Below are 13,688 nucleotides of genomic sequence, written 5' to 3'. Positions count from 1 at the left end.
CTGCTCGCGAAGACGCCGGTGCGAACACTCTCAATGCCGGATCAGCTTGGCATGCAGTTGTCCCATGGCTATCGGATCCAGCTCTACCCAAACCTGCTGCTTGCCGGCAATCACCGCGGCCACCGGCACCCCATCGCGATACACCAGCCGATTGCTCACCAGCGCCGGCACTTTCACCCCGGGCAACAACGTTCCGGCCAGATTCAATGGATCAACCCCACACACCGCCACCAGGCTGCCGTCCTGCGGGCGGCGGCGTACTTCGCGCAGCAAGGGAATGGCTTCGGGCAAGGCAAACTGCTCGCCAGCCAGACCACTGACAAACCGCCCGCCACGAATCTCGCCCCGCGCCTCCAGACGATGAAAGGTGCGCAGCAATTCCCGCCAGCTCGGCAACCAGTCCGCTTCGCGTTCCAGCAGACGCCAGAACACCACGCCGTAGCGGCGCAGCAGGGTCATGGCGACATGTTCGAGTGTCTCGGCGGCATCGGCTGACGAACCCCGTCGCAGCAATGCCCAGCGCCCGGCATCGTCCATGCCACCGATAAAAGCGCCGCGCCCGCGTCGGCTACTGCGCTGCTGGCGCTTGCTTGCAGGAGTGATCAACGCGCGCAGGCCGGCGAAGCTGTCGGCGTTCACCAAACCTGCGGCGACCAGTTCCTGCAGGGCGATTTCCAGTTCGCTGCGCAGCAGGCGCGCTTCATGAATCAACTCATCGAAAAACAGCGCGCCATGCTGACTCAGCGCCTCGAAGACTTTCTGCGTTTTCGGCGATAACTCACTCACTGGCGTCTGCTCAGCCAACGCACTCCACAAACCCACTTGGCTACGCGGCAGCAGCACAATCGGTGTACTGCGCAATGCCGAGCCGCTGACCTTCTGCCGCGCGCTGATGCGCGTCCACACCAGTTTGCCGTTGCGGCACAGTTCATCCAGCCAGCTCGGCGAATAGTCCTTGAGGCGGGCCGGCAGGATGTCGCTGTCCCACGCCGAAGCTGCCGCCGGGTAGCCTTCGAACTGGCCGACAATCGCCGGCAACACCGCACTGCCCTGGCCTTGGGTGGCCGGCGTCAGATGCTGCCAGTCGAACAGAAAACGCATGAAATCCTGCAATGCCACCGGTTCGATTTCCCGGCGCAGGCGCTTGACCGTGTAGCGATGGATACGCGCCAGCAGATGGCGTTCGCACCATTCTTCAATCGTGCTTTTCGGCGTGAACTGGCCGCGCAAGACGTAGCCTTCACGCTCCAGTCGGGCGAGGGCCTGACTCACTTGCGCGGCGGGCAGGGCGAGCGGCTCGGCAATGGCGGGCAACGGGATTGGCCCAAAGGCGCCGAGGCGGGCGCGGATCACTTCGACCAGCGCCTCATCGAATGCCCACGTGTCGTCGAAGCCGGGCAGCACCACCGCCTCAGTCAGCAACGTGGCCTGTGGATAAAGTGCTTGCAGGCAACTCAACCGTTCGCGGGCCAGCCATAACTGATGCTCGGCGTCGATCTGCAACCGGCAGGCGCGGCCGCTGGCCATCAGCGTTTGCAGCCAGTCCGGCCAACCCGCGTTGGCGCGCGCTTCGGCGTCACTGATGCAGGCGAGGCTCATCAGCGCTTCATGCATCTCATCCAGGGAGTTGGGCGACGGCCAGGCTTCTTCGCGCACCGCCGTGATCGCGTCGGCGTCCAGCGCGCCGAGATCATCGGTCGACTGCGGATCGCTCCAGCGTCGATTGATCACCGCTTGCGTGCGGCGTTCCTCCAGCGGCGCATCGTCGAGAAACGTGTACGGCCGGGCGCTGAGGATTTCTGCCGCCAGCGGCGACGGCGCCGGCAAATCCCGGGCGATCAGGCGCACCTCGCCACGCTCCATGCGCCGCAGCAGGGTCAGCCAGCCTTCGCTGTCCATCGCTTCGTGCAGGCAATCGTCGAGGGTCTGTTCCACTAACGGATGTTCGGGGACTTCGCGCTCGCCGGCGAGGTTTTCCAGGCAGGCGATCTGGTCGGGAAACACACTGGCGATGAGGTCTTCGCTTTTCATCCGTTGCAGTTGCGGAGCGACTTTGCGCCCGCCGGTAAAACGCGGCAACGCCAGCGCCACCCCGGCATTCCAGCGCCAGCGCACGCCAAACAAGGGCGCATCGAGCACGGCTTGAATAAGGGTGTGTTCGGCGCTGTTGCTGTGCAGGTAACGCCAGACTTCGTCGAGCTCGAAGCTGTGACTGGTGGACAGCGACAGCACGATCGCGTCTTCGCTGGCGGCGGCCTGCAACTCGAAGTTGAAGGTGCGGCAGAAACGCTTGCGCAAGGCCAGGCCCCAAGCGCGGTTGATGCGGCTGCCGAACGGCGTGTGAATGATCAGTTGGGTGCCGCCGGACTCGTCGAAAAACCGCTCCATCAACAGCGTGTCCTGCGAGGGCAGGGCGCCGAGGGTTTGCCGCGCGCGGGCGAGATATTCGACCAGTTGCTCGGCGCTGGCGAGGTTGAGGCCGAGTGTGGTGGTCAGCCAGTCGAGCGCCGGTTGCAGATTCCCGGGCCTGGCGCTGAGCAATTCGTCCAACTGCGCTTGCAGGCGCGCGACGGCCGCCGACAGTTCATCACTGCGCCCCGGCGCTTCGCCGAGCCAGAACGGAATGGTCGGCGGCATGCCCTGCGCATCCTCGACCCGCACCTTGCCGCTTTCTACCCGCAGGATGCGGTACGAGGTATTGCCGAGCTGGAACACATCGCCGGCGATACTTTCCACGGCGAAATCTTCGTTGACGCTGCCGATGTTCAAGCCCTGGGGTTCTAGCAATACGCTGTAGTCGGCGTTGTCCGGAATGGTGCCGCCGCTGGTCACGGCGGTCAGTTGCGCGCCCCGCCGGCCACGCAAGGTGCGGCTGACGGCGTCGCGGTGCAGGTAGGCGCTGCGGATGCCCTGGCGACCGTTGTAGCCTTCGGCGAGCATGCTCAGCAGGGCCTGATAGTGTTTTTCATCGAGGTCGCGATAGGGCCAGGCTCGGCGGAACATCGCCAGCAACGCGTCCTCCGACCATTCCTGGCAACTGACCTCGGCAATGATCTGCTGCGCCAGCACATCCAGCGGTTTTTCCGGAATGTGCAGCGTATCGAGCTCGCCTCGGCGCACGCAGTCGAGCAGGGCGGCGCACTCGATCAGGTCGTCGCGGGTGGTGGCGAACAAACGACCCTTGGGGGTGCCGCCGACCTGGTGTCCGGAGCGACCGACTCGTTGCAGAAACGCAGCAATCGAACGCGGTGAACTGATCTGGCAGACCAGGTCGACTTCACCGATATCGATGCCCAGCTCCAGTGATGCAGTGGCGATCAGCACTTGCAGCTCGCCGCGTTTGAGGCGCTGTTCCGCATCGAGGCGAAACTCTTTGGCCAGGCTGCCGTGGTGCGCCGCCACGGCCTGCTTGCCGAGGCGCTCGCTCAGATGCCGGCTGAGGCGTTCGGCAAGGCGTCGGGTGTTGACGAAAATCAGCGTGGTGCGATGCTCGCGGGCGAGTTCGGCGAGGCGCTCGTACACCAGTTCCCAGACATCATTGGCCATCACCGCCGACAACGGTACCGGCGGCACCTCGATGCCCAGATCCCGAGGGCGGGCGTGGCCGATGTCGACAATTTCGCAGGGGCGATCGTGACCGACCAGAAACTGCGCCACGGCTTCTACCGGTTTCTGCGTCGCGGACAGGCCGATGCGGGTCAGCGGTTCGGCGCAGAGTGCTTGCAAACGCTCGAGGCTCAAGGACAGATGACTGCCGCGCTTGCCAGCGGCCATGGCGTGGATCTCGTCAATGATCACCGTGCGCGTGGTGCCGAGCATCTTGCGCCCGGATTCCGAGCCGAGCAGCACGTACAGCGATTCCGGGGTGGTCACCAGAATATGCGGCGCGCTCTTGCGCATGGCGGCGCGGTCTTTTTGCGGCGTGTCGCCAGTGCGTACGGCGGTAGTGATGGTCAGCTCCGGCAGGCCCATCTCGCGCAGTTGCGCGGTAATGCCGGCGAGCGGACTCTGCAGGTTGATCTGGATGTCGTTGGACAGTGCCTTCAACGGCGAGACATAGACCACCAGGGTTTCGGCGGGCAGACCGTCGGGGTGTTCCAGACCGCGATGGACAAGCTCATCGAGCACGGCGAGGAACGCGGTCAGGGTTTTCCCCGAGCCAGTGGGCGCGGCGATCAGCGTCGACCGACGCTGGCGAATCAACGGCCACGCACGGGCCTGAGCGGCGGTGACCGCCGGAAAAGTCTTGTTGAACCAGGCGCTGACGGCGGGGTGAAAGCCTGCCAGCGCGCTGTTGGCGGGGAGGGGCAGATTCATGACTGGAGTTATGCGGGCGGGGGCGGGAAGATGCAAGTACCGTTCGGAGCCCTTCGCGAGCAGGCTCGCTCCCACCCTGGAATGCGGTCCCCTGTGGGAGCGAGCCTGCTCGCGAAGGGGCCGGCCAGGACGGCGCAAATTCGCGGATCTACACTTTACGGATGACGGTTGCGCACTAAACCCGCAAAATGCAACGATTCCGGCAATTATCGACGACGGTTCCACAAGAACCGTCGCTAAAGCCATCGTTCCAATCAGACTGGGCCTGCTGACTCTATGCGAATGCGCCTTATGTTACTGGGCGGCGGAAATGCCCTTGGGCAGGCGCTGATTCGCCTCGGTGCGGAAGAAGACATCGGTTTCCTCGCCCCCCGCCCGCCCGAAAACGGCTGGGATGCCGCGAGCCTCACCCAATTGCTCGACGACACCCGTCCCGATGCGTTGATCAACCTCGCCTACTATTTCGACTGGTTCCAGGCCGAGAGCGTCAGCGAAAGCCGCATGACCGGTCAGGAACGCGCCATCGAGCGTCTGGCCGAACTGTGCCAGCACCACAACATTGTCCTCGTGCAGCCGTCGAGCTATCGCGTGTTCGACGGCTCACGTGCTACCGCTTACAGCGAAAAAGACGAGCCGGTGCCGCTGGGCCTGCGCGGTCAGGCCTTGTGGCGCATCGAGCAAAGCGTGCGCGCGACCTGCCCGCAACATGTACTGCTGCGTTTCGGCTGGCTGCTCGACGACAGCCCGGACGGCACCCTCGGACGCTTCCTCGCTCGCGCGGAAAAACCCGAAGAGTTGCTGCTGGCCGATGATCGGCGCGGCAATCCGACTCCGGTCGATGACGCCGCTCGAGTGATCATCTCCGTGCTCAAGCAACTCGACTGCGCCGCGCCGCTGTGGGGCACTTACCATTACGCCGGCCACGAAGCGACCACCCCGCTGGCGCTGGGCCAGGCGATTCTCACCGAAGCACGCAGCCTGCATCCGCTGGCGATCGAAGCACCGACCGCGCAGGCCCACGCCGCGCGCCCGGACGCCGCCGAAGAACCGCAACACGCGGTGCTGGCCTGCAAGAAAATTCTCCACACTTTCGGAATCAAGCCGCGCGCCTGGCGTGCCGCGCTCCCGGGTCTACTGGACAGGTTCTACCGACATGGCTGAAGCAACGGTTTTAATCACTGGCGGAGCCGGATTCATCGGCTCGCACCTGACCGATGCCTTGCTCGCCAAGGGCTATGCGGTACGCGTGCTCGACGACCTGTCGACCGGCAAGCGCAGCAACCTGCCGCTGGACAATCCCAAGGTTGAACTGGTGGTCGGCGATGTCGCCGATGCCGCCCTGGTCGCCCGCGCCATACAAGGTTGCAACGCTGTCGCGCATCTGGCGGCGGTGGCCTCGGTGCAGGCCTCGGTGGACGATCCGGTGAAAACCCATCAGAGCAATTTCATCGGCACCCTGAATGTCTGCGAAGCCATGCGCCTGGCCGGGGTCAAGCGTGTGGTGTACGCCTCCAGCGCGGCGGTGTACGGCAACAATGGCGAGGGCGAGTCGATTGATGAAGACACGCCGAAGGCGCCGCTGACACCCTATGCCTCGGACAAACTGGCCGGTGAGCAGTACTTCGATTTCTACCGTCGCCAGCATGGTCTGGAGCCGGCGATTTTCCGCTTCTTCAACATCTTCGGCCCCCGCCAGGATCCGTCCTCGCCGTATTCCGGGGTGATCAGCATCTTCAGCGAACGTGCGTCGAAAGGTTTGCCGATCACCGTATTTGGCGATGGCGAGCAGACCCGCGATTTTCTTTATGTCGGTGATCTGGTCGATTTGCTGGTGCAGGCGCTGGAAAAGCCTGAAGTGCAGGAGGGCGCGGTCAATGTTGGCTGGAATCAGGCGATGAGCCTGAAGCAGATGCTCGAAGCGTTGAAATCAGTGGTCGGTGAACTGCCGCCCGTGAGCTACGGGCCGGCGCGTTCGGGTGATATCCGCCATTCGCGGGCTGACAACCGACGCTTGCTGCAGCGCTTTGAAATGCCGCCGCAGACGCCGATGAGTGTGGGCCTGGCGCGCTTGCTCGGGCGCTCCTGAGAAGCCCCTCACCCTAGCCCTCTCCCAGGGGGAGAGGGAACTGACTGAGGTGTTTGTGAGAAGTACGCCGACTTGCGATACCCAGTCGAACTCAGGTTTTGAACAACACACAAATCGGCTCCCTCTCCCCCGGGAGAGGGCTGGGGTGAGGGGCCCGGGCCTCCAACGCCCCACATGACTCAGCACCAAATGAAAAAGGCGCCCTGCAACAGGCGCCTTTTTCACGGCCGGAATATCGCTATTCCTGTGGCGAGGGAATGTTATTCCCCGATCGACTGCGTACGGTCGTCGTCAGGTCTGTGCCTGCCCGCCACCAAGCCTCATTCACCACCACGTGAACGTTCAGTAAAAAATCGACTTAGAACTTATAGCCCAAACCGACCATGTAGATGAACGGATCGACATCCACATTCACCCGTGCACGGGTGCCCGGTGCGACGGCGTTGTTCTCGACGGTCGCGCGGGTATCGATATCGATATAGCGCACCTGGGCGTTGAGCATGATGTTGTCGGTGATCATGTAGTCGGCGCCGACCTGCCAGGCCAGGCCCCAGGAGTTTTTCGCCTTGAAGTTGCTGAAGCCGTTGGCGCTGGCTTCGCTGCCGACATGTTCGTCGTAGATCCAGGTGTAGTTGATGCCACCGCCGACATACGGCTGGAAAGCCGATTTCGAATCCAGCGGGTAGTAGACGACGCTGAGGGTCGGCGGCAGGTGTTTCAGGGTGCCGAGCTTGCCGTTGGCGGCGGGCAGGGCGGTGCCCTTGAGCTTGACGTCATGCTCGAACGGCGTGGCTGCCAGCAGCTCGATACCGATGTTGTTGGTGAGCATGTAAGCGAAGTTCAGACCCAGCTGGGTGTCGCTGCTCATGGTCGCCTTGCCGCCCAGGTCAGTGCCGCTCAGCGGACCCTGATCGACCTTGACGCTGGAGCTGTCGGCCTTCGGGTTGACGGTGATCGCGCCGGCGCGCACGAGAATGTCACCGGCTTCGTGGGCGTGGGCGAGCGGGGCTGCGAGCGCGAGGGCAAACAGCGAGGCGCTGAGCAAGGACTTGTTCATGGGGGCTCCGAAAGGACATAAAAATTCGATGTCCTAGGGTACGAAGCCGTCTGATACGGTGTTTTGACTCAGCTCAATGAAACAGTGAAGGCCCGTTTTTTTGTGGCGTTCATCTCGGCCCCATCGCTGGCAAGCCAGCTCCCACAATGATCCAGTTGTTTGTCAGTTTTTTGCTCACCCAGATAACCTGTGGGAGCGGGCTTGCCCGCGATGGGGTCTCTGCGGACAATACAATACTACCGGGACTCACTCCGGCAGTTCATACGCATAAATCTTCTCCGCCTCCATCTGATACCCAGCATCGGCCAGTTCACTGCTCGAGGCTTTCACCTGCAACGGTCCTTCAACCCAATACGGCTGATACAGCTCATCGAGCTTCACGCCCAGTTCGCTTTTCACGTGGACGATCTGGTTTGACGGCGGTGGCGGTACGTGGATGCAGGCGCCGAAATATGGCACCAGCAAGAAGTCCGTGGTGCGCCCCTCTTCGCTGACTTCCAGCGGCACGATGTAACCCGGCAGGCGAATGTTCTGCCCGTCGAGGCTCTTCACTACCGGTGCATTGGGCATGTCCTGCTTGGCCGCCGGAGCGGACTCGGCAGAGAGTGCGTCGCCCATCTTCGACAGGTCGTGCAGCGGGGTCATGTTGGGTACTTCCGGCGCGGCGTCCGGTGGGATCATTTCCGACCAGGTCAGGTCTTTCGGCGCCGCTGCCCACACGGGCAGGGCGACCAGCATCAGCAGCGCAAGCAGGGCGCGGGGCATGGTGAACATCCTCATAAACGGATCGACAGGCCATCGGCCAATGATTGGCGATACGCGCGCCAGGCCGGCACGCTGCCCATCAGCAGCGCGGCCGCCAGAATGCCACCGAGCAGCGTCCATTCATACTCGCTCGGCCATGCCAGCGGCAGATACAAACCGTAATTGGCCTGCACGTACCCTTGCGCAGTGGCGATGCCGACGTACAGCAACGCCAGCCCGGCGATGACTCCAGTCAGCGCCAACGCAAAGGCTTCCAGCACCAGCAGGCTTGCGATGTGCCACGGCCGCGCGCCCACCGAACGCAGAATCGCCATCTCGCGGCGGCGCTCGTTGAGGCTGGTGAGAATCGCCGTGAGCATGCCGATCAGCCCGGTCAGCACAACGAACAGCGAGACCACGAACAGCGCTTTCTCGGCCGTACTCATCAGGCTCCACAATTCCTGCAAGGCCACGCCCGGCAGGATCGCCAGCATCGGTTCGCCACGGTACTCGTTGATCTCGCGCTGCAAGGCAAAGGTGGAAATCTTGCTGTTGAGGCCGAGCATGAACGCGGTGATGGCTTGCGGCGTCAGGTCCATGTTGCGCGCCTGATCAGCGCTGATTCTGCCGTTGCCGCGCGCCGGCACGCCGTTGTGCCAGTCGATGTGGATCGCCTCCATGCCGCCGAGGCTGATGTGCAACGTGCGGTCCACCGGGGTGCCGGTACGCTGGAGGATGCCGACCACGGTGAAGGGTTTGTCGTCATGCTTGACCAGGCTGATCGCCGCCACGCCGTGGGCCAGTACCAGTTTGTCGCCGAGCTTGTAGTGCAGCGCTTCGGCGACTTCGGCACCGAGCACCACTTCGAAAGGATCGGTGGCAAACGCGCGACCGTCGGCCAGCGCCAGGTGTTGCTGGCGCCCGTACTGGTAGTGCTCGAAGTAGGCTTCGGTGGTGCCCATCACGCGATAGCCGCGATGGGAATCGCCTAGGGACATGGGGATTGCCCACTTCACTTTCGGGTTGTTGGCGAAGTGTTCAAAGCTGTCCCAGCGGATGTTGTTGGTAGCGTTGCCGATGCGGAACACCGAATACAGCAGCAGGTTTACCGAGCCGGAGCGGGCACCGACGATCAGGTCAGTGCCGCTGATGGTGCTGGCGAAACTGGCCTTGGCTTCGGTGCGCACGCGCTCGACGGCGAGCAGCAGGCACACCGACAGGGCGATGGCGAAAGCGGTGAGCAATGCGGTGAAACGGCGGTTGGCCAGGCTGGCCATGGCCAGACGAAACAGATACATCTCAGACCTCGGCGGACGTGGCGGCGCGATTGAGTTCGGCCAGGGACAGATGACGGTCGAACAGCGGCGCCAGGCTCTGGTCATGGCTGACGAACAACAGACTCGATCCGGCCTCGCGGCACTCGGCAAACAGCAGGCGAATGAAGTTCTCGCGGGCGTCGTAATCCAGTGCCGAGGTCGGTTCGTCGGCGATCACCAGCTCCGGTTGGCCGATCAACGCGCGGGCGGCAGCGACCCGTTGTTGCTGGCCGATCGACAGCGAGTCGGCGCGGCGGCTGAGGATGCTTTCGTCTTTCAGACCCAAGTGGGCGAGCAGGGTGGCGGCGGCCTGATCGACGCTGCCGTGGCGCTGTTTCGCCCGTTGCGCACGCAGTTTCGAGAAGTGACACGGCAACTCAACGTTCTCGCGCACCGAGAGAAACGGCAGCAGATTGAATTGCTGGAAAATGTAGCCGGTGTGATCGACACGAAACGTATCGCGCTTGCCGGCAGAAAGCTCGGTCAGCTCCTGGCCGAGCAGGCGAATGCTGCCCCGATTGGGCTTCTGCACCCCGCCAAGCAGGCCGAGCAGCGTGGTCTTGCCACTGCCGCTGGGGCCTTTGAGAAACAGGGTTTCGCCGGCTTCCAGACGAAACGCCGGGATGTCCAGCAGCGGCGGGTGACCGGGCCAGTTGAAGCCAAGGTCGGAAAGTTCGATGAGTGCTTGGGTCATGGCACCGATTTTCATGAAGTGAACACATAACCCTGTGGGAGCGAGCCTGCTCGCGAAAGCGCTGGGTCAGACACCCACCTGTCAACTGACACGCCGCCTTCGCGAGCAGGCTCGCTCCCACAGGGGATTTCGGTGGATCCTAGAATTTCAGCGCAGCTGACTTGGCCGTCACTTCGGTACCTTGCTGGCCGGTCGCGCTGATCAGTTGTACCTGAATCTTCTGCGTCGCCGGGAAGGTCTTGAAGATGTTCGTCAGGTTCAGCGTGCTCAGCGCGCCCGGTGTGGCGCAGCTGAATTGGTAATGCGCATGGATTTCGCTGTGGTCGTGGTGATGCTCGTGACCGTCCTTGTCTGCTTCATCTTCGTCGTGATCATCGGCGTCCGGCTTGTCGCCGAACAGCGGGCTTTCCAGTTCCTGGCTGACCACTTTGCACCCTGCAGCTGCCGGCAGGCTGAACAGAGCCAATGGTTTTTCCAGTTGCGCCCGAGCGGCGGCCACTTTGGCCTTGTCGGCATCCGACGTCGCGGCGTGCTCAAAACCCACCAGATTCATCGCTGGACTTTCCAGCTCAAGCTCCAGGGTCTGACCATCGAGCGCGGCATTCAGGCGACCCACGCCATGTTCGTGAGCGCCGAGGCTGCCGTGCTCATGATCGTGATCGTGCTCATCCACCGCATGGGCAGCGGCCAGCGGCAACAGGGCAAACGGCAAAGCGAGCAGCAAACGACGCATGACGGACTCCGAGAAAAATGAAAAGTTTGTTATGTAATCTTATAACGAAAGTGCGCAGAGTGTGCCCGTGCGCTTGAGATTGCGCAAGACATGGCTAAGCACCGCCCGGGATGAGTTCGCGGGCGGTGCTGGGATTGGATGTCATGCTTGCAGAATCAGAAGCCTGCGCCGGGATAGTCGAACCAATAGTGTCCCGAAAGAACATCGTTGATCAGATTTGCGTCGAGCACGCTCGGGGCATCGCGACTGAAACGCTGTCGCCAAGCCGGAAGCCACCAGTAGTTGATGGCTGTTCCGCGCGGAAATACCACCAGAGTCAGCACCTCCTTATCCATTTTGCCCTGCGTGTAGAGTTGATGACTGCGATCCATCAGGGCCATGTACTGGTCGATTGGCAGTCTGAACATAAGTGCCATGGTGAAGATTTTTTCACTCTGACTGAACGCCGGACTCTGCAGTACCCGCAATGCTTCGCAAGTGTGTGAATTCGGTTGACTCGCTATGCTCTGGCCTTCGGGGGTTGAAAGTATGTCGAAACGATCATCCATGTCTCGCCAGTCGGTCCGGCTATTGCGCTCAAAGTAATCACGAATAACAAGGGTCAGTGGACCTGCAGTTTCCCCGTCAGCGAGACAAGCCGAAAGATCGGCAGGCAACCAGATGCGCCATGCCACGATGAGCAAAAACGGAATTATGAGGAGGAGCGAATAAGGGCGTTTCATTGTGGCGTGCTGTGTTTGTAGCGTCGGAAAATAGTGAAGTCATGGTCACTGGGATTTGCATTACCGGTCGCATGGCGAAAACCTGCGTCGTTAACTTCAACTTTTTCCCACCCTGCAGAAATGCATACGCCCTTCGTTAGAACGAAGCCGACATGGCCGCTGGCGTCGGAATAATTCATTGCGTAAGCGCCGACGTCCCCGGGCAACGGCGTGCGCTCGACTTTCCAGCTGTTGAGCAATCGTTGTCCATTCGCCCATTCACCCGCGAGCGGAGGACTAACCTTGGAGAAATATGGCAGGTATTTCGATTTGCCATGTTCAATCAACGCCACGTTGACCCCAATTGCGGTCAGCACGTCGTAGACGAACAGATTGCATTTATTTGTGTTTGGTGGAAATTCCACGCTCTGCCTGAGCGTAGGGTGTGGCAGCGACTTTTTGCTTTTATTCCCTGCCCACTGTGTTGATCCCCGGTGTGACAGCGCCTCCATCAGTATCCTGCGCGGCATGTCCTGAATGACGACTTTCACCGTTCGGGTTTCATTTGTACGTTTCACACCATATTCGACTTCGTAGAACGCGTCGTTCGAGACAGCGCCGCTGGTCGTTAGCGGGACTTTTACCCACGGTGATATCGCTACGATCGAAAGAGACTTCCCTGGATTCAACGTAGCAGTGTGCATACCTTTTTTTGTACCGGAGTTCCCCACAATCTGAACCGTCACTTCGTGGGTGTCTCGGGTTTTGATCGACGGTAGTTCCTTGCCCGCGAGCGTTATAGCGATCTGGCCGTTTTTGGATATCAATGAATAAATGCGAGGCCTGTCATCGTTTTGAACGATGTTGTCATCTACGACCTGACCGTCGATAAGCAGCTGAAATTTTACGCCTGGCGGTGGCTGCATCAGAAAGTCTTTAAAGATGAGTTTGATTTCCGATTTCATGACAAATCCTGTGTCAGGGGCTCTTCATAGGCATAGAAAGTCCATTCGGAATCTTCCCCTACCAACAGGGTGTCGTAATCCGAAGCGTTTTTTACCGGGTGTTCGCAGCCTTCGCCTGTGAGGTTGCAAGTGCTGTCTTGTAAAACGGCAACCTTCGCCTTGTCCTTGAGTTTGTAAGCCAAACCTGGCTTTTCCGTGTCATCAAGGCGTTCGATGATGACCTGCAAGTAGCGATAAGAGGTCAGGGCAGCAATCGGTGGCCCCATGTCAATTGGAGCGGGCCGGCCAATTCCTGCGAAACCACTGTGTTGCTGAGTGAGCAGCTTATTGGTCATGGGCGGACAACCGCAGGCGACGTAGTCACCCTCTAGCGCAGCTGGTCCGGCAGGTAAAATCAGCGTTCTTTCACCCACTGCTACGATGGGGCCTTTGCCAGGCCCACAGACCGGACAACTGGCGAGTTGTCCAATGGAAGCGATTATTCTTCCTTCGATATTGAGGTTCTCATTTCCTTCAAGTATCACGCCACCTGTAGAGGTCGGGCCTCCTTTAGAGGCCAGTTTTCGTCCTGAAGACATTGGGAATCCTTCCCGCAAAAAGAGATTAATTTAGCCGATCAACCGGGAATTACCAGATGTGTTTGGCGCCCTTTACTTGGCGTTGCACAAGTCCCGTGGGAGCATGCAGGTCAGAAAAGTGCAGGAGCGAACTTGATGTTGCGGATACGCGGAACGGTCGGCGAGGTGCCGGTGGATTTGACGGTGGAGCTGGATGACAGCGATTGGGCCAGGCTGGGTTCGGCGCTGAGCGGGCAGGCGCCGGTCGCGCAGTCCGAGGCAGTGGCGTCGGCCCCGGCGGCGAAGCCGGTGAATCAGGACGATGCGCTGTGGCAGGTGGCCAAAGACTTGCTGCGTAAGGCCGGGCAACTCAGTGGACCGGATCTGCTCGATCAACTGGAAGCGCTGACCGGCAGTGCGGTGGCGGGCAAGCGTTTGCTCGTGCGCTTGCGCCACAGTTCCGATGTGAAAGTGGCGAGCGGCGGGGATACGCCGCTCTATAGCTGGATCGGGTAAGG

12 protein-coding genes are annotated in these 13,688 nt (G+C 61.2%); 3 read left to right on the top strand and 9 right to left on the bottom strand.

From position 1 onward, the window contains the following. Positions 1-30: 30 nt before the first annotated feature. Entirely contained in the window at positions 31-4,317 is a 4,287-nt protein-coding gene (locus PSH90_RS23525; RefSeq protein ID WP_305381621.1) for a DEAD/DEAH box helicase, read from the bottom strand. A 276-nt stretch (positions 4,318-4,593) separates the two neighbouring features. On the opposite strand from PSH90_RS23525, the gene PSH90_RS23520 reads away from it, so the two are divergent. Then, positions 4,594-5,478: a sugar nucleotide-binding protein gene (locus PSH90_RS23520; RefSeq protein WP_041477681.1), complete on the top strand. Its 885-nt coding sequence runs from the start codon at positions 4,594-4,596 to the stop codon at positions 5,476-5,478. Continuing rightward, a complete protein-coding gene (locus PSH90_RS23515) occupies positions 5,471-6,403 on the top strand; it encodes an NAD-dependent epimerase/dehydratase family protein (protein ID WP_095181937.1) in 933 nt (310 codons plus the stop codon). The genes PSH90_RS23520 and PSH90_RS23515 overlap by 8 nt, the downstream gene beginning before the upstream one ends. A gap of 358 nt (positions 6,404-6,761) precedes the next feature. Here PSH90_RS23515 and PSH90_RS23510 read toward each other — a convergent pair whose 3' ends face one another. From PSH90_RS23510 to PSH90_RS23475, 8 genes are all read right to left on the bottom strand, one after another. Next, on the bottom strand, positions 6,762-7,460 hold the full coding sequence (locus PSH90_RS23510; RefSeq protein ID WP_150638354.1) for an OmpW family protein: 699 nt from the start codon (positions 7,458-7,460) through the stop codon (positions 6,762-6,764). A 246-nt stretch (positions 7,461-7,706) separates the two neighbouring features. Beyond that, a complete protein-coding gene (locus tag PSH90_RS23505; RefSeq protein WP_024014502.1) occupies positions 7,707-8,225 on the bottom strand; it encodes a DUF3299 domain-containing protein in 519 nt (172 codons plus the stop codon). 11 nt (positions 8,226-8,236) lie between these two features. Next, positions 8,237-9,502: an ABC transporter permease gene (locus tag PSH90_RS23500; protein ID WP_305381620.1), complete on the bottom strand. Its 1,266-nt coding sequence runs from the start codon at positions 9,500-9,502 to the stop codon at positions 8,237-8,239. A 1-nt stretch (position 9,503) separates the two neighbouring features. After that, positions 9,504-10,214 carry an ABC transporter ATP-binding protein gene (locus PSH90_RS23495; protein ID WP_076567723.1) on the bottom strand — a complete coding sequence of 237 codons (711 nt, stop codon included), beginning with the start codon at positions 10,212-10,214 and terminating at the stop codon, positions 9,504-9,506. Between the two features lie 139 nt (positions 10,215-10,353). Further along, positions 10,354-10,947, bottom strand: a complete 594-nt coding sequence (locus PSH90_RS23490) for a DUF2796 domain-containing protein (RefSeq protein WP_056790744.1) — start codon at positions 10,945-10,947, stop codon at positions 10,354-10,356. Positions 10,948-11,102: 155 nt separating this feature from the next. Then, positions 11,103-11,669: a hypothetical protein gene (locus PSH90_RS23485; RefSeq protein WP_305381619.1), complete on the bottom strand. Its 567-nt coding sequence runs from the start codon at positions 11,667-11,669 to the stop codon at positions 11,103-11,105. After that, positions 11,666-12,613: a CHAP domain-containing protein gene (locus tag PSH90_RS23480; protein WP_056790741.1), complete on the bottom strand. Its 948-nt coding sequence runs from the start codon at positions 12,611-12,613 to the stop codon at positions 11,666-11,668. Before PSH90_RS23480 ends, PSH90_RS23485 begins: the two co-directional genes overlap by 4 nt. Beyond that, positions 12,610-13,191, bottom strand: coding sequence for a PAAR domain-containing protein (locus PSH90_RS23475; protein WP_225930982.1), 582 nt, complete (start codon positions 13,189-13,191; stop codon positions 12,610-12,612). Before PSH90_RS23475 ends, PSH90_RS23480 begins: the two co-directional genes overlap by 4 nt. A 135-nt stretch (positions 13,192-13,326) precedes the next feature. Between PSH90_RS23475 and PSH90_RS23470 the strand changes: the two genes are divergently transcribed. Next, complete coding sequence (locus PSH90_RS23470) at positions 13,327-13,686, top strand: hypothetical protein (RefSeq protein ID WP_056790738.1); 360 nt, start codon at positions 13,327-13,329, stop codon at positions 13,684-13,686. The last annotated feature ends 2 nt before the right edge of the window (positions 13,687-13,688 follow it).

The sequence above is a fragment of the Pseudomonas sp. FP1762 genome, assembly GCF_030687105.1.
In the GTDB taxonomy this organism is placed as follows: domain Bacteria; phylum Pseudomonadota; class Gammaproteobacteria; order Pseudomonadales; family Pseudomonadaceae; genus Aquipseudomonas; species Aquipseudomonas siliginis.
The sequence above is the reverse complement of the archived record's forward strand: the minus strand, read 5'-3'. Positions and strand labels throughout refer to the sequence as shown.